The 16,639-nt window shown below is 73.3% G+C and carries 12 protein-coding genes; 8 read left to right on the plus strand and 4 right to left on the minus strand.

Annotated elements, in window-relative coordinates; translation table 11 throughout:
- Window positions 1-181 precede the first annotated feature (181 nt).
- From scy to QOM21_RS12110, 6 genes are all read left to right on the plus strand, one after another.
- Window positions 182-4,432, plus strand: coding sequence for a polarized growth protein Scy (gene scy / locus QOM21_RS12085; RefSeq protein WP_407549922.1), 4,251 nt, complete (start codon window positions 182-184; stop codon window positions 4,430-4,432).
- 114 nt (window positions 4,433-4,546) lie between these two features.
- Entirely contained in the window at window positions 4,547-5,485 is a 939-nt protein-coding gene (locus tag QOM21_RS12090; RefSeq protein WP_393896941.1) for a cellulose-binding protein, read from the plus strand.
- A gap of 167 nt (window positions 5,486-5,652) precedes the next feature.
- Window positions 5,653-6,696, plus strand: a complete 1,044-nt coding sequence (locus tag QOM21_RS12095; protein WP_407549923.1) for an ABC transporter ATP-binding protein — start codon at window positions 5,653-5,655, stop codon at window positions 6,694-6,696.
- Between the two features lie 2 nt (window positions 6,697-6,698).
- On the plus strand, window positions 6,699-7,472 hold the full coding sequence (locus QOM21_RS12100; protein ID WP_407549924.1) for an ABC transporter permease: 774 nt from the start codon (window positions 6,699-6,701) through the stop codon (window positions 7,470-7,472).
- 197 nt (window positions 7,473-7,669) lie between these two features.
- Window positions 7,670-8,929, plus strand: coding sequence for an ABC transporter ATP-binding protein (locus tag QOM21_RS12105; protein ID WP_407549925.1), 1,260 nt, complete (start codon window positions 7,670-7,672; stop codon window positions 8,927-8,929).
- Entirely contained in the window at window positions 8,926-10,239 is a 1,314-nt protein-coding gene (locus QOM21_RS12110) for an ABC transporter permease (protein WP_407549926.1), read from the plus strand. The genes QOM21_RS12105 and QOM21_RS12110 overlap by 4 nt, the downstream gene beginning before the upstream one ends.
- Window positions 10,240-10,265: 26 nt before the next feature.
- Here the strand turns inward: QOM21_RS12110 and QOM21_RS12115 are convergent, their stop codons facing one another.
- Entirely contained in the window at window positions 10,266-10,583 is a 318-nt protein-coding gene (locus tag QOM21_RS12115; RefSeq protein ID WP_407549927.1) for an ATP/GTP-binding protein, read from the minus strand.
- 189 nt (window positions 10,584-10,772) lie between these two features.
- Here QOM21_RS12115 and QOM21_RS12120 point away from each other — a divergent pair, with 189 nt between their 5' ends.
- Entirely contained in the window at window positions 10,773-11,822 is a 1,050-nt protein-coding gene (locus tag QOM21_RS12120; RefSeq protein WP_407549928.1) for an LLM class flavin-dependent oxidoreductase, read from the plus strand.
- A 199-nt stretch (window positions 11,823-12,021) separates the two neighbouring features.
- Here QOM21_RS12120 and QOM21_RS12125 read toward each other — a convergent pair whose 3' ends face one another.
- The gene (locus QOM21_RS12125; RefSeq protein WP_030080104.1) at window positions 12,022-12,414 is read right to left on the minus strand and encodes an SCO5389 family protein; all 393 of its coding nucleotides are present in this window, start codon (window positions 12,412-12,414) and stop codon (window positions 12,022-12,024) included.
- A 215-nt stretch (window positions 12,415-12,629) separates the two neighbouring features.
- Between QOM21_RS12125 and nucS the strand changes: the two genes are divergently transcribed.
- Window positions 12,630-13,292 carry an endonuclease NucS gene (gene nucS / locus QOM21_RS12130; protein WP_393896948.1) on the plus strand — a complete coding sequence of 221 codons (663 nt, stop codon included), beginning with the start codon at window positions 12,630-12,632 and terminating at the stop codon, window positions 13,290-13,292.
- Between the two features lie 120 nt (window positions 13,293-13,412).
- On the opposite strand, the gene QOM21_RS12135 is transcribed toward nucS, so the two are convergent.
- Complete coding sequence (locus QOM21_RS12135; RefSeq protein ID WP_407549929.1) at window positions 13,413-15,974, minus strand: ATP-binding protein; 2,562 nt, start codon at window positions 15,972-15,974, stop codon at window positions 13,413-13,415.
- Window positions 15,975-16,257: 283 nt separating this feature from the next.
- Window positions 16,258-16,581, minus strand: a complete 324-nt coding sequence (locus tag QOM21_RS12140) for an STAS domain-containing protein (protein ID WP_393896950.1) — start codon at window positions 16,579-16,581, stop codon at window positions 16,258-16,260.
- Window positions 16,582-16,639: the final 58 nt, after the last annotated feature.

Raw genomic sequence — 16,639 nt, forward strand, 5'->3', positions numbered from 1 at the left:
GCACCCTCGGCCGGGGTAAGGGAGTGGGGCTCGGTCCATACTCTGCCGATGATCTGACACCATTTCTTCGGAAGGGTCAGCTCCAGACGTACGAATCCGGTACGACATGACGTGTACGGGACGACTGCGAGCAGGACGGAGCAGGCCGCCACCATGACCAGGGGACGGATGGGACCGCGCAGTGCGGGGCAACGACCGCTACGAGGCTGACGACCACCTCTCGCAGTTCGAAGCCGAGATGGAGCGGCTGAAGACCGAGCGGGACAAGGCCGTCCAGCACGCCGACGACCTCGGCTACCAGGTCGAGGTGCTGCGCGCCAAGCTCCATGAGGCGCGCCGCAACCTCGCGACCCGCCCTGCCTACGACAACCTCAGTCACCAGGCCGAACAGCTGCTGCGCAATGCGCAGATCCAGGCCGACCAGCTGCGTTCGGACGCCGAACGCGAGCTGCGCGAGGCCCGTGCGCAGACCCAGCGGCTGCTGCAGGACCAGGCCGAACGGCAGTCCCGCCTGGAGGCGGAGCTGCACTCCGAGGCGGTCACCCGCAGGCAGCGGCTGGACGAGGAACTCAACGAGCGCCGGCAGACCGTCGAGTCGCACGTCAACGAAAACGTCGCCTGGGCCGAGCAGCTGAGGGCCCGTACGGAGTCCCAGGCCCGTCGCCTGATGGAGGAGTCCCGGGCGGAGGCCGAGCAGGCCCTGGCGTCCGCGCGCGCCGAGGCGCAGCAGCTGGCCGAGCGTGCCCGTGAGCGGCTCAACACCGAGGCCACGGACGCCCGCGCCGAGGCGGAGGCCATCCTCCGCCGGGCGCGTACGGACGCCGAGCGACTGCTGAACGCCGCCTCCAACCAGGCCCAGGAAGCCACCGATCAGGCCGAGCAGCTGCGCACCAGCGCCGGCACCGAGTCGGAGGAGGCGCGCCGGCAGTCCGCCGAGCTGACGCGTACCGCCGAGGCCCGCATCCAGGAGGCGGACACGGCGCTGCGCGAGGCGCGCGCCGAGGCGGAGAAGCTCATCGAGGAGGCGCAACAGAGCGCCACCAAGCGACTGTCGGCCACCGAGTCGGACAACGAGCAGCGCACCCGTACGGCCAAGCAGGAGATCGCCCGGCTGGTCGGCGAGGCCACCAAGTCCGCCGAGGCGCTCAAGGCCGAGGCCGAGCAGCTGCGGGACGACGCGAAGGAAGAAGCCGAACGCCTGGTCGGCGAGGCACGGGAGGCCGCACGGTCCAAGGCCGCGGAGGACTCCGCGGCGCAGCTGGCGAAGGCCGCGCGGACCGCCGAGGAGGTGCTGACCAAGGCGTCCGAGGACGCCAAGGCCACCACCAAGGCCGCCACCGAGGAGGCCGAACGGCTGCGCAGCGAGGCCGAGGCCGAGGCGGACCGGCTTCGGGAGCAGGCCCATGACACCGCCACGCAGCTCAAGGGCGCGGCGAAGGACGACACCAAGGAGTACCGCGCCAAGACCGTCGAACTCCAGGAGGAGGCGCGGCGGCTGCGCGGCGAGGCCGAGCAGCTGCGGGCGGACGCGGTCGCCGAGGGCGAGCGGATCCGCAGCGAGGCCCGCCGGGAGGCGGTCCAGCAGATCGAGGAGGCGGCCGGTTCCGCCGAGGAGCTGCTGGGCAAGGCCAAGGCCGACGCCGAGGAGACCCGTTCGGGTGCCGTCGCGGAGAGCGAGCGGGTCCGTACGGAGGCCATCGAGCGTGCCACGGCGCTGCGCAGGCAGGCCGAGGAGGCGCTGGAGCGGGCCCGTTCGGAAGCCGAGGAGCTGCTCACCGAGGGCGCCCAGGCCGCGGAGCTGGTCACCACCGAGGCGGAGGAATCCGCCGCGCGGCTGCGCGCCGAGGCCGAACGTGCCGCCGAGGAGCGGCGCGAGGAGGCCCAGGCCGAGCTGACGCGGTTGCAGACCGAGGCCGCGGACAAGGTCGCGGCGGCCGAGGACGCGCTGCGCGAGGCCCGCGCGGAGGCGGAGCGGCTGCGCCGGGAGACGCAGGAGGAGGCGGCCCGGCTCAAGGCGGAGTCGGCCGAGCGGCTGCGGACGCTGCAGCAGCAGGCCGAGGAGGAGGCCGAGCGGCTGCGCACGGAGGCCGCGTCGGACGCGTCCACGGCGCGCGCCGAGGGCGAGTCGGTGGCCACACGGCTGCGCGGCGAGGCGGCCGCCGAGGCGGAGCGGCTCAAGGCGGAGGCGCAGGAGACCGCGGACCGGGTGCGCGCGGAGGCGGCGGCCGCCGCGGAGCGCACCGGTTCCGAGGCGGCGGAGGCGCTGGCAGCGGCCCAGGAGGAGGCCGCCCGGCGGCGCCGGGAGGCCGAACAGCAGCTGGGCGAGGCCCGCGAGGAGGCCCACCAGGAGCGCACCGCGGCACGCGAGCAGAGCGAGGAGCTGCTGGCGTCGGCCCGTACGCGGGTGAGCGAGGCGCAGGCCGAGGCGGAGGGGCTGGTCGAGGACGCCGACCGGCGTGCCGGCGAGCTGGTGGCCGCGGCCGAGCAGACCGCGCAGCAGGTGCGGGACGCGGTCGCGGGACTGCACGAGCAGGCCGACGAGGAGATCGCGGGGCTGCGTTCCGCGGCCGAGCACGCCGCGGAGCGCACCAAGGCGGAGGCGCAGGACGAGGCCGACCGGGTCCGCACCGATGCCTACGACGAGCGCGAGCGCGCCTCGGCGGACGCGGCGCGGGTGCGGCACGAGGCGCAGGAGGCGTCGGAGGCCGCGAAGTCGCTCGCGGAGCGCGCGGTTTCGGAGGCCATCGAGGAGGCCGAGCGGCTGCGCACCGAGGCCGCCGGGGTGCTCGACGGGGCCCGCCGGGACGCCAACGCGGCGCGGACTGACGCGGCGGAGCAGGCCGACCGGCTGCTTGCGGAGGCGACCGAGCAGGCCGAGAAGCTGGTCGCGGACGCCTCGTCGAAGGCGCAGCAGCTGCGTACGGAGGCCTCGGAGGCGCTGGCGTCCGGCGAACAGGACGCCGCACGGGCCCGTGCGGAGGCGCGGGACGACGCCAACCGCATGCGGTCGGACGCCGCGGAGCAGGCCGACCGGCTGATCACCGAGGCGCGCACGGAAGCCGAACGGATCGTCACCGAGGCGACCGAGCTGACGTCGTCGGCGCAGGAGGACGCGGACCGCACGGTCCGCGAGGCCCAGCAGGCCGCCGACCGGCTGCGCGGGGACGCCGAGCAGCAGGCACAGACGATCGTCGGGGAGGCGAGCGAGGCCGCGGAGCGGCTGCGCACCGAGGCCGCCGAGGTGCTGGAGAGCGCGCGGACGGACGCCGAACGCACCGGCGACCAGGCGCGCGAGGCGGCCAACAAGGCGCGTTCGGACGCCGCGGAACAGGCCGACGAGCTGATGTCGGAGGCCGCGAGCGAGGCCGAGCGGCTGCGCACCGAGGCGGCCGAGGCGACCGCGGACGCCGAGCGGGACGCGGACCGTACGCGGGCCGACGCCCGTGAGCAGGCGGACCGGATGCTCGCGACGGCCACCGCGGAGGCCGACCGGCTGCGCGCCGAGGCGGCCGAGACGGTCACCGCCGCGCAGGAGCACGCCAACCGCACCCGCGGCGAGTCCGCGAAGGTCAAGGAGGACGCCGAGGCGGAGGCGGAGCGGCTGCGGACGGAGGCTCAGCAAGAGGCCGACCGGCTGCTCGACGAGGCCCGCAAGGCCGCCGCCGAGCGTCGCGGTGACGCCGCGGAGCAGGCGGACCAGCTCATCGCCAAGGCCCAGGAGGAGGCGCTGCGCACCGCCGCGTCCGCCGAGGAGCAGGCCGACACGATGGTCGGGGCGGCCCGCAAGGAGGCCGACCGGATCGTCACCGAGGCGACATCCGACGGCAACACGCGGGTGGAGAAGGCGCGTACGGACGCCAATACGCTGCTGGGCGAGGCCCGCGGCGACGCCACGGCCATCAGGGAGCGGGCCGAGGAGCTGCGGGTGCGGATCGAGGCAGAGGTCGAGGAGCTGCACGAGCGGGCGCGCCGGGAGTCGGCGGAGACGATGAAGAACGCCGGCGAGCGGGTCGACAAGCTCATCGCGCAGGCCACGGCCCAGCAGGTGGAGGCCGAGGAGAAGGCCGAGGAGATGGTCTCGGAGGCGAGCAGCGAGGCGAGCAAGGTCCGGATCGCGGCGGTGAAGAAGGCCGAGGGCCTGATCAAGGAGGCCGCGAACAGGAAGGCCGAGGCCGAGCGCGACGCGGAGCGGATGCGCACCGAGGCCGAGGCCGAGGCCACCCGCATCGTGGAAGAGGGCAAACGCGAGCTGGAGGTCCTGGTGCGCCGGCGCGAGGACATCAACTCCGAAATCTCCCGTGTCCAGGACGTGCTGGAGGCACTGGAGTCGTTCGAGGCGCCGACGGGGGGCGCGGAGGGCAAGAGCGGTGGCGTCAAGGCCGCCGCGGGCGCCGGTGCAACTCGTTCGAGTGGCAAGCAGTCTGAGGGGTAGCCACTCGAATGAGGGGTCATTCTCCAGATCAAACGGGCATTGACTCGATGACACGCCGTTGTGGCCCCTAGGATTCCCCTTATCACCTCACCGGTCTCTTTCGACAGGAACCCCATGAGCGACACTTCCTCCCCTTTCGGCTTCGAGCTCGTGCGGCGTGGGTACGACCGCGGTCAGGTGGACGACCGCATTACGAAGCTCGTCGCCGACCGTGACAGCGCGCTGGCCCGTATCACCTCGCTGGAGAAGCGCATCGAGGAGCTCCACCTCGAAACGCAGAACGCCCAGGCGCAGGTCAATGACGCCGAACCGTCCTACGCGGGCCTGGGTGCGCGCGTGGAGAAGATCCTCCGTCTCGCCGAGGAGGAGGCCAAGGACCTGCGCGAGGAGGCCCGCCGCGCCGCGGAGCAGCACCGCGAGCTGGCCGAGTCGGCCGCCCAGCAGGTCCGCAACGACGCCGAGCAGTTCGCCGCCGAGCGCAAGTCGAAGGCGGAGGACGAGGGCGCCCGGATCGTCGAGAAGGCCAAGGGCGAGGCGTCCACGCTGCGCGCCGAAGCGCAGAAGGACGCGCAGTCCAAGCGCGAGGAGGCGGACTCCCTCTTCGAGGAGACCCGCGCCAAGGCCGCGCAGGCCGCCGCCGACTTCGAGACCAACCTCGCCAAGCGCCGCGAGCAGTCCGAGCGTGACCTGGCCTCGCGTCAGGCCAAGGCCGAGAAGCGCCTGGCGGAGATCGAGCACCGTGCCGAGCAGCTCCGCCTGGAGGCGGAGAAGCTGCGTACGGACGCCGAGCGCCGGGCCCGCCAGACGGTGGAGACCGCGCAGCGCCAGGCCGAGGACATCGTGGCCGACGCCAACGCCAAGGCCGACCGGATCCGCAGCGAATCGGAGCGCGAGCTCGCGGCGCTGACGAACCGCCGCGACTCCATCAACGCCCAGCTGACGAACGTCCGCGAGATGCTGGCGACGCTGACCGGTGCGGCCGTCGCCGCCGCCGGCGCCCCCGGCGACGAGGAGTCCGCCAACCGCGGCGTGCCCGCCCAGCAGTCCCGCTGACCCTCCCCCGGCCGACGCCGGGAGGTCCCCGCGAGCAGGGTCTCGCACCGCACCTTCACGCGCCCCCGTACCGCCCTCCGGCGGTGCGGGGGCGCGGTCGTGTGCCGGTCCGCCGGGCGGCTGTGCCCCGGTGGCGGGGCCCACCGGGCGCCCCTAGCGTGCAGTACATGATCGAGCTCGAGGGGCTGACCAAGCGCTACGGCGACAAGATCGCGGTGGACCACCTCACCTGCGCGATCCGGCCCGGGATCATCACCGGCTTCCTCGGCCCCAACGGCGCGGGCAAGTCCACCACCATGCGGATGATGCTCGACCTGGACCACCCGACCGCCGGTACGGTCCGGATCGACGGCAGGCACTACCGGCAGCTGAAGGATCCGCTGAAGTACATCGGTGCACTGCTGGACGCGAAGGCGATGCACGGCGGGCGGAGCGCGTACAACCACCTGCTGTGTCTGGCGCAGAGCAACGGCATTCCGCGCAGCCGGGTGGGCGAGGTGCTGGACACGGTCGGGCTGAGTTCGGTCGCCGGGAAGCGCTCGAAGGGGTTCTCCCTGGGGATGGGCCAGCGGCTGGGCATCGCCGCGGCGCTGCTGGGCGACCCGGAGATCCTGATGTTCGACGAGCCGGTCAACGGCCTCGACCCGGAGGGCATCCACTGGATCCGCCATCTGATGAAGAATCTGGCGAGCCAGGGCCGTACCGTCTTCGTCTCCTCCCATCTGATGAGCGAGATGGCCCTCACCGCCGATCACCTGATCGTGATCGGGCAGGGCAAGCTGATGGCGGACACCTCGATGGCGGACTTCATCCGGCAGAACTCGCGGTCCTATGTACGGATGCGGTCGCCGGAGCAGGAGCGGCTGCTGGAGATGCTGCGGGCCGAGGGCATCGAGGTGTCGGCGGTCGGCAACGGCTCGCTGGAGATCGACGGGGTGACCGCCGACCGGCTGGGTGAGCTGGCCGCCCGGCACCGGCTCACCCTGCACGAGCTGAGCCCCCAGCAGGCGTCCTTGGAAGAGGCGTTCATGCAGCTGACGGCCGAGTCGGTGGAGTACCACGCCCACGACGGGGAGCCGGTCGTGGTTCCGGGCGGGCCGGCGCCGGGCGGCGTGCCCCCGGCGGCTCCGCAGCCGGTCGGACAGCCGGGCGGGCGGGCCGCAGGACAGCCGGACGGCTGGGGCGCCGACTGGCGGAAGAAGAGGAGCTGACGATGGCGGCGGTCACGCAGGTGCTGCGTTCGGAGTGGACCAAGATCAGATCGGTGCAGTCGACGGTGTGGACGCTCGGCGTCGCCGTCGTCGTCACCATCGGCCTGGGCATCTTGATCTGCGTCCTGGCCGGCAACGAGTTCGATTCGATGTCGGTCAGGGACCGGCTCTCCTTCGACCCCACCAACATCAGCTTCGCCGGGATGGGCCTGGGCCAGCTCGCGATGATCGTCTTCGGTGTGCTGGTGGTCTCCAACGAGTACAGCACCGGCATGATCCGTACCTCGCTCGCCGCCGTCCCGCAGCGGACGACGTTCCTCTTCAGCAAGCTGCTCGTCGCCACCGTGCTGGTCTTCCTGGTCGGGCTGGCGACCAGCTTCGCGACCTTCTTCGCGGGCCAGGCGGTCCTGGGCGAGCACCGGGCATACCTCGGCGACCCGGGGGTGCTGCGCGCGGTCTTCGGCGGCGGGCTCTACATGACGCTGATCGCGCTGTTCTCGATGGGTGTCGCCGCGATGCTGCGCAGCCCGATGCTGTCGCTGGGCATCCTGATGCCGTTCTTCTTCCTGATCTCCAACATCCTCGGGAACGTCTCGGCGACCCGTAAGGTCGGCCGCTATCTCCCCGACCAGGCGGGCCGGAAGGTCATGGAGGTGGTCACGCCGCTCGACGAGAACGTGCCGTACGGCCCGTGGGGCGGGATCGCCATCATGGTCGCGTGGACGGCGGCCGCGCTGGCCGGCGGTTTCGTGCTGTTCAAGAAGCGCGACGCCTGACCGTCCCGGCAGCTGAGCGGCGCCTGCGCCTCCCCGGGCGGCCGGCGCCGTCAGCGGGACCGCCGCGGCCCGTCATCCCGGGTGACGCATCCCTCTCCCGCGTTTTGACGGGAACCGTCAAGGGACCGATAGCCTCCTAACCCTCACGGGGGCACGAGGGCGCCTCTGCCCCGCCACCATCTCGCGAGGGGCGGAGAATGATCGAGGCAGTCGGCCTGACGAAGCGCTATGGCGCCAAGACGGCCGTGCACAACCTGTCGTTCCAGGTACGGCCGGGCACGGTCACCGGCTTCCTGGGGCCCAACGGCTCCGGCAAGTCGACGACGATGCGCATGATTCTGGGCCTGGACACCCCGACCTCCGGCCACGCCACCGTCAGCGGCCACCCCTTCCGCAAGCTCCCCAACGCCCCCCGCCAGGTGGGCGCGCTGCTCGACGCCAAGGCGGTGCACGGCGGCCGCAGCGCGCGCCAGCACCTGCTCTCGCTCGCCCAGCTGTCCGGCATCCCGGCCCGGCGGGTCGACGAGGTGCTCGGCGTGGTGGGCCTGCAGGGCGTCGCCAGGCGGCGCTCCAGCGGCTTCTCGCTGGGCATGGGCCAGCGGCTCGGCATCGCGGCGGCGCTGCTCGGCGACCCGCAGGTGCTGCTCTTCGACGAGCCGGTCAACGGCCTCGACCCCGAGGGCATCCTGTGGGTGCGCAATCTGATGAAGCAGCTGGCCTCCGAGGGCCGCACGGTCTTCGTCTCCTCGCACCTCATGAGCGAGATGGCCCTCACCGCGGAGCACTTGATCGTGATCGGGCGCGGCCAGCTGCTCGCGGACATGTCGGTCAAGGACTTCATCTCGGCCAACTCCGCCGATTTCGCCCGGGTACGCGTCCCCGACGCCGACGCCGAGCAGCGCGAGAAGCTGACCGCGGCGCTCGGCGAGGCCGGCGGGCAGGTCGCGGCGGAGCAGGACGGTGCGCTGCGGGTGACCGGGCTGCCGCTGCCCCGCATCAGCGACCTCGCACACGGCGCCGACGTCCGGCTCTGGGAGCTGTCGCCGCACCAGGCGTCCCTGGAGGAGGCGTACATGCAGCTGACGCAGGGCGCCGTGGACTACCGCTCCACGGCCGACCAGCGGTCCGGACTGCAGGAGGCCGCGGCGGGGTACGCGCCCCAGGGCGGCGTTCCGCACGGCGCGCCGCAGGGGTACGCGGGCCCGGGATACCCGCCCGGTCAGCCGGGTCAGGGGCAGCCCAACCCTTACGCGCAGCAGGACCCGTACGCCCAGCAGATGCCGGGAGCCGCTCCCGGGCAGGGCTACCCGCCGCCCGCCCAGGGACAGGGTCACCCGTACGGGGCACCCGCGCCGTACGCCGCCCCCCACCCCTACGGGCAACAGCCCGCCGCACCGATGCCGCCCGCCGCCCAGCCCGCCGACGCCACCACGCCGCACCACGAGGACGCCCGATGACCAGCCCTCAGCAGCCGCAGCCCCAGCAGCCGCAGCCTGAGCGCGGACCCGACGACACCGCGCAGGCCCAGCAGACGCCGCCCGCCCCGCCGATGCCGCCCACCGCGCCGCCGCAGCCGCAGGGCGCACCGCGCCAGGCGGGCGGTCAGGGCCGGCCGGAGCAGCAGCCCGCCCGGGAGGCCGGGACGATGATGCTCCAGGCCCAGCAGGCGCCGGAGCAGCAGCCCGGCCAGGAGTCGGGCACGATGATGCTCCAGGCCCAGCCGATGCCCCAGGCCCAGCCGCAGCCGTCGGGCGAGGCCCCGCAGCCGCTCGCCGCGCACGGTCCGGGCAAGGACGCGGGCACGATGATGCTCCAGGCCCAGCAGGCACCCCCGCCGCAGAACGCGTACGCGGGCGCCCCGCACCTCCAGGCCCCTCAGGCACCCCAGGCACCCCAGGCACCCCAGGCACCCCAGCAGGGTCAGCCGCAACAGGGCCACCCGCAGCAGCAGCCCGGCGCCAACTGGCAGGGCGGCCACGCCGGTTATGTCTCACCCATCCCGATCCGCCGCACCCACCTCGGCCACGCACTGGCCTCGGAGTGGACGAAGATCCGCTCGGTGCGCTCGACGCTGTGGACGCTGGGCGTGTTCGTCCTGCTGGTCATCGGCGTCGATCTGCTGACCAGCCTCGCCCTGAGCGACCCCACCCGCATGGTCGACCCGAAGCTGGGATTCTCCTTCCTCGGCGTCCTGTTGGGCACCTTGTGCATCATCCCGCTCGGGGTACTGGTGATCTCCTCGGAATACGGCACGGGGATGATCCGTACGACCATGACCGCCTGCCCCAGCCGGGCGCGGGTGCTGGCCGCCAAGGCGATCGTGTTCTTCGGCCTGGCCTTCGTCATCACGACCGTCACCACCACCCTCGTCGCGCTCTTCACCTCCGGGATGCTGTACGGCCCGGACCCGACGACCGACCAGTGGCTGCGGGGCACGGTCGGCGCCGGCCTCTACGTGTCGATGCTCGGCCTGCTGGCACTGGCCGTGGGCTCGCTGCTGCGGCATTCGGCGGGCGCGATCAGCGCCATGCTCGGTGTGGTGCTGCTGCCGATGCTGCTGGCCGTCTTCATGGCGGGCTCGGAGAGCCTGCGGAAGGTCAGCGAGGCGCTGATCAACTACTCGGTGCCCAATTCGCTGGCGACGCTCTACGACAACCCGTTCTTCGCCTCGGGCCCGGAGGGCTGGACCCCGCTGTGGGTCCTGACCGGCGTGACCGCCGTCGTCCTGGGCGGCGCCTTCGCCGCCCAGCAGCAGCGCGACGTGTAGTCCGCGCGCATCACCTTCGCCGCGCGTCAGTAGCGCGGCGCGTTACGGGACCGCTGGAGCCGCGCGCTCCGGCGGTCCCGTGCGTTCCAGCAGGCTTTGTGCCAGTGCCTGCGGTCGTCGACGTCGCCGTGCTGCGGCCAGGCGACGACATGCGGCACACCGGGCGGGATCTCCTGGTCGCAGCCGGGGCAGCGGTAGTGCTTGGCCGCGCCGCCGCCTCCGACGTGGCGCACGGCCCACTCCTCGCCCCGCCACTCCTCGGTCCGCTCCAGACCGAAGCGGTCCCCGCCCGGGCGTTCGGTGGGCTTCGCACCGCCACGCTGGCGGTTTCGACGCGGAGACACTGGGGCACCTCGGAAGATTCACGGAGTCACGGGCTGTCACCAGCGTACGCGGAAGCGGCGGGGGCGGGCACGGCCCGTCACGTTTCTGCGATCATCGGGAAATTTCGCGGCAGGCCGTGCCCTTGGCACGTGTCAGACGTTGTTGCCTGTAAGGGGGAAGTCGCGTCGGCTGCGAGGAGGCAGAGAGCGATGCGTGTCGGAGCTTTCATCCTGGCCGCTCAATTTCCCGGTCAGGGACAAGGGGAAGCACTGCACCGCGCGGTGCGCTCCGCGGAGATCGCGGAGGAGGCCGGACTCGACGACGTCTGGCTGGCGGAACACCATTTCGTGCCCTACGGCGTCTGCCCCAACGCCGCGACACTGGCCGCGCTGCTGCTGGGCCGGACCCGCAGGATCGGCGTCGGGACGGCCGTCAGCGTGCTGCCGACCCAGCACCCGGTGGCTCTCGGTGAGCAGGCCGCCTTGCTGCACCTGACGTCCGACGGGCGGTTCACGCTCGGCGTCGGCCGTGGCGGCCCCTGGGTGGATCTGGAGGTCTTCGGCTCGGGCCTCGCCGCCTACGACCACGGCTTCCCCGAATCGCTCGATCTGCTGCTGCGCTGGCTGCGCGAGCCCCGGGTCGGGGCGGACGGCGAGCGCTTCTCGTTCCGTGAGGTCGCGGTCGTACCGCGTCCTTCGGAGGCGCTGGCCGGCCTGGACCGTCCGGCGAGCGCGCCCCCCGGCCCCCCGGTGGTGGTCGCCTGCACCTCGCCCTCCTCGGTCCGGCTGGCCGCGGAGCGCGGACTGCCGATGCTGCTCGGCATGCACTGCGGCGACGAGGAGAAGGCGGACATGGTCGCCCTGTGGCGGTCGGCCGCCCTGGAGGCCGGGCGGGACGGCGACGAAGTGGCGGCGGCCGAGCATGTCTCGGCGGGCGTGGTGCAGATCGCCGACGGCCCCGGGGACGCGGCCGAGACGCTGGCGAAGTCGATGCCCGGCTGGCTCCGGCAGGGGCTGGGTGCGCATGTGACCGTCGACGGCCGCTATCGCGCGATGCGTGACCCGCTGGCGTACACCGAGCTGTTGTGCGGGCTGCATCCCGTCGGCCCGCCCGCGCTGTGCGCCGACCGGCTCGCGGCGACGGCGGAGCGTACGGGCGTGCGGAGGTTCGCGCTGCTCGTCGAGGGGTCCGGCGATCTCGCCGCCACCGAGGAGAACGTCCGCCGGCTGGGCGCGGAGGTTCTGCCGCAGTTGGGGTGACCCCGCCGGGCCCGACGGGGCGGCCTGCGCTGTGCTGCCGCCGTGTTGGCGTGCGGATGACTCTGGCAGTGCCCGTGGTGCGGTCATGCGAGGCGCCGTGCTCTCGAAGGGGCGGGGACGGGCGGTCGACGGTGGTGCTGCCGCTGGCGTATGGGCACCGAACATGCCGGAACGCGCTACGCAGCGGCAGCAACTCCGCTCAGCAGTCGCGGAGTTCCGGCGACTGGTTGAGCAGCTGACCCCGGATGGAGGTGAAGCGGGCCAGACGGTCGTCCACCACCGGGTCGAGCGGGAACACCGCGACCCGATGGCAGTTCTGGAAGGCGAGACGCACACCGAAGTGGCGCTCCAACGAACCGCGTATCGCGTCACTCGCCAGGGCGCGCAGCAGCTGGCCTCGCGCCTGCTCGTCCGGCGGCGGCGTCTGGTTGTCGGCGAACTCTCCACCGTCCACCTTCAGCTGGGCCACCAGGGAGCTGATCATCCCCCATGCATAGGGCAGGGAGGTCCGGACGCAGTCGACAAATGCGGCTTCGTCGACCTCGCCTCGCTCGGCCTGTTCGAGGAGGGCCGGTGAGACGTCGAGCGACATGAGGTTCTCCTCTCGCGACCCCGCCGGGACGGGGCCTCAGGAATGGGACAAGGGGCGCCGCGACGCAGCGTGTTCGTATCACGACCCCCTGCTTCAACGGTATGCCGCACAAGAGGCCCGCACCAGGAGATTGCACATACAACCGGCCAATGCCGAACAGGTGGATCCAGGGGCGAATCGCGTCAGCGCCCTCCGGTCGAGTAGCGTGACGCACCATGCGTCTCGTCATCGCCCGCTGCTCCGTGGACTACGCGGGCCGGCTCACGGCCCACCTCCCCTCGGCCCCCCGTCTCATCCTGGTGAAGGCGGACGGCTCCGTCTCCATTCACGCGGACGACCGGGCCTACAAACCACTCAACTGGATGTCCCCGCCCTGTTCCCTCAAGGAGGGGGACGGCGATGTGTGGACGGTGGAGAACAAGGGCGGCGAGAAGCTCATCATCACGCTGGAGGAGGTCCTGCACGACTCCTCGCACGAACTCGGCGTCGATCCCGGCCTCATCAAGGACGGGGTGGAGGCCCACCTCCAGGAGCTGCTCGCGGACCGGATCGAGACCCTCGGCGAGGGCTATTCCTTGATTCGGCGTGAATACCCCACCGCCATTGGCCCGGTGGATATCTTGTGCCGGGACTCCGATGGCGGGACCGTCGCGGTGGAGATCAAGCGCCGCGGCGAGATCGACGGCGTCGAGCAGCTCACCCGCTACCTCGAACTCCTCAACCGCGACCCGCACTTGGCCCCGGTCAAGGGCATCTTCGCCGCGCAGGAGATCAAGCCGCAGGCCCGCGTGCTGGCGACCGACCGCGGAATCGGCTGCGTCGTGCTCGACTACAACGCGCTGCGCGGCATCGAGGACGACAAGCTGCGCCTGTTCTGACCTGGTCGGGTCCGGCCGCCACGGCGGGCGGACCCGGCAGCGCAACGGCCCGGTAGGGGGCCGGCCGCCGATGTGGCGGGCCGGCCGCGTACCGGGCCGTTGCGCTGTGTCCTGTCGGTGTCAGCCGGCGGGTGCGGGCTCGGCGGACGCCGTGGAACTGCCGTCGCCGGAGGGCGCGGCCTCCTGGGTGGGTGCCGCGCCGGCGGTCGTCTGCGACGGGCTCTGGGTCGTCGGCTTCTCCGTGGGCTCCCCGGTCGGCGTCGGGTCCGTGGGCTCGCCGGTCGGCTCGTCGGTGGGGGTCGGGTCGGTGGGCTCTTCGGTCGGGGTGTGGGTGGGGCGGGTCGGCTTCCCGGTGGGGCGGGTCGGCTTGCCGGTCGGCTCGCTCGGACCGGTCGTGCCGTCCGTCGGCCCGCTGCCGGTCTCCGTCGGTGCCGCGCTGGTGGCGGAGCCGCTGTTCGACGGGGACGGGCTGTCACGGTGACCCGGGCTGCCCTCCTGGGCGGTGCCGGTACGGGTGGGCGGCAGGCTCGCTCCCGTGTCGGGCCCGTCGGCGGGCAGCTCGGCGCTGCCGCCGTCGTCCGTGCCCTGCTCCGTGCCGGTGCGGTCGCCCTTGGCGTCGTCGTCCGAGGTGACGCCGAGGGTGACGACGGTGCCGAGCACGGCGACGAGCAGCGCGCCGGCGCCCGCGGCGACCAGATTGCGGCGGGCACCACGGGCCGCGGCCCGACCGGTGCCGGCCTCGCCGCCGCTTCCGGATGCGGCCGCGGCGGACGCGGCGCCCCGGGCGACGACGGTCGCGGCGGTCTCCCCGGTGCGCGAGATGCGTACCGGGGCGGTGGGCCCGCTGTCGGCCGGTGCGGACGGTGTGCCGAGGGACTTCGCCGCCGGGGTCGCGGCGCCGGGGGTCTTCGTGCCCGGTGCGGTCTGTGCGAGGCGGGCCGGGGCGGCGGCGGTGGACTCGGCCCGCGTCCGGTCGGTGACCAGCGCCAGGGCCCGCCGGCCGGCCACCGCGCCGTCACGGTCGGAGAGCACACCGCGCAGCCCGATGGACGCCTCCAGTTCGGCCCGCGCCCGGTCGACGTTGCCGGTACACAGGGCCAGGACGCCCAGCTCGTGGTGGAAGTAGGCCTCCTCCGCCACCTCGCCGGCCAGTCGGGCGGCCTCCTGGCCGTGCCGGAGGCTGCGCTCCCAGGCGCTCCAGTGCAGGGCCGCGGCGAACGCCGGTGCGGCGGTACGGACGAGCAGCACGGCCGCACTGGCGTGCCCGCTCTCCCGGCTGCCGGTCAGTACGCCCATGGCGGCCAGGATCGCGTCGGCCTCGGCTGCGGCCCGCTCGGGAGTGACCGAGGGGTGGCCGGCCCACCAGGCGTAGTGCTGGGCCGCGGTGTGGGCCCGGCCGGTGGCGCCCTCGGCGTAGCCTGCGGCCTCCAGTTGGTCCTGGACGGTCGCGGCGAGCCGGTAGTGGCTCCCGGCGGGGGTGATCAGGCCGCAGGCCAGCAGATCGGCGAGGGCTGCGTCGGCGTGGGTGTCCTGGGTGAGCGCGGGCAGGTGCGCCTGGTGCGGCACTTCGCCGCCGAGCGCGACGGCGAAGCGCAGCGTCTCCTGGGCGGCGGCGCCGAGCCGGGCGGCGAGCAGCGGAGCGGGGGAGGCGGCCTCGGCCCGGGAGGGCAGCGGGGCCTCCGGGCGGTCGGCGGGCTCTGCGGGATCTGCGGCCTCGGCGTCCGGGTCACCGGATTCCTCGGGGAACAGGCCGTAGCCGTCGTCGAGCGCGCCGGGCCCGGCGCTCAGCTTGTCGCGCTGCCGCAGCAGGGCCGCGGCCTGTACGAACCGCAGGGGCAGGCCCTCGGACTCGAACCAGAGGTCAGCCGCCCAGGCCGCCTCCTCGTGCGTGAGCGGCCGGCTCAGGGCACGCTCCAGCAACCGTACGCAGCCGTTCCGGCCGACTCCGCCGAGGAAGACCTCTTCGAGGTGGGAGCCGGTGCCGGGCGGCGCGACGTCGGGGGTGGCACCGATCAGGAAGGCGCATTCGGGGGTCGCTTCGAGGAGTTCGTCGAGCGCGGCGCCGCCGAACTCCAGGTCGTCGACGACGACGATCGCGCCGATGCCGCCGAGCAGCTGCAACAGCTCAGGGCGCTCCGGGCGGTGCTGCGGGAGGCGGTACACCGCGGCGGCGAGCGCCTGGAGGACGTCGTTGGGAGAGCGGTGGTAGCCGGAGAGGCGTACGACGCCGTCGGGGGCGAGGTCGGCGCAGGCGGTGGCGACGGCTTCCAGCAGCCGGGTGCGGCCCGTGCCCGAGGGGCCGGTGACGCGTACCGAGCGGCCGCGGGAGAGCAGCCGGGCCAGGCGCTCGGTTTCCTCCGCGCGCTCTTCCAGGGCGGCTTCGTGGCCGGCGAATCCGGGCGGGGCGGCGGGCAGCGGCGGTGCCGCGGCGCGGGTGGCCGCGGCCCGTTCCTGCGGGGTGAGCTTGCCGGGTGTGGCGGGGCGCTCGCCGGGTGGGCAGGGCTCCATCTCGCTGCCGTCGACGGGGTTGACGGTGACGAGGTAGCGGCCCGAGACGAGCCGTACGACGCGGACCGGTCCGTCGGCGCGGCTGTGCGCGCTGCCGAAGGCGGGTGCCGGAGGCTCGGCAGGGCTGCCCTGCGTGGCGTACTCCTCAGGCCCCCGGTGGGTGTTCCGGTCCATGCTCAAAGCCCCCAGACGTGGCGTGCCGACTGCTCCTCCGGCCGTCCGCACTCCCCCGGCTCCGGCCGGGGTGTCTCAGCCGTCGCGTCCGGTCCGGTGCCCGCCGCTGCCGTGGCGTAGGGCGGGGATGCGAACCTTAGACCTGGAGTGCGGGCCGACGCATCGCCGGGGTCCGGCGATGACCGGAACATCCCGCCGTAGTGGAAGTCTGCTGGTGTGCGGCTTTTGCCGCCCCTGCACGGGGTCGGCGCTGCGGGGCGGACCGGCCGCCACGGCCCTTGCGTCACACGCGAGGAAGCGATTCCGCTTCGATGCCGCCCTCGATGGCGAGGATACGGTGCAGGCGGGTGGCGACCAGGAGGCGCTGCATCTGAGGTGGCACGCCGCGCAGCACGAGCCGCCGGTTGACCCGGCCGGCACGGCGGTGCACACCCATGATCACGCCGAGGCCGGTGGCATCCCAGGAATCCAGCTCGGTCAGGTCCAGCACGAGATCCCCGCGACCGGAGTCGACGGCGGTGTGCAGGGCCGTACGGGCGTCCGCCGCGCTGCGGACGTCGAGGCGGCCCCCGACGACCAGCTCGACGTGGTCGCCCCTGATGTGCATATGCGCTCCCCGAAGTCATGGGTACTCGTGTGTTGGCGTCTACAGAACTGACTGCCTC

Source organism: Streptomyces sp. Pv4-95, from assembly GCF_045782725.1.
Lineage (GTDB): Bacteria > Actinomycetota > Actinomycetes > Streptomycetales > Streptomycetaceae > Streptomyces.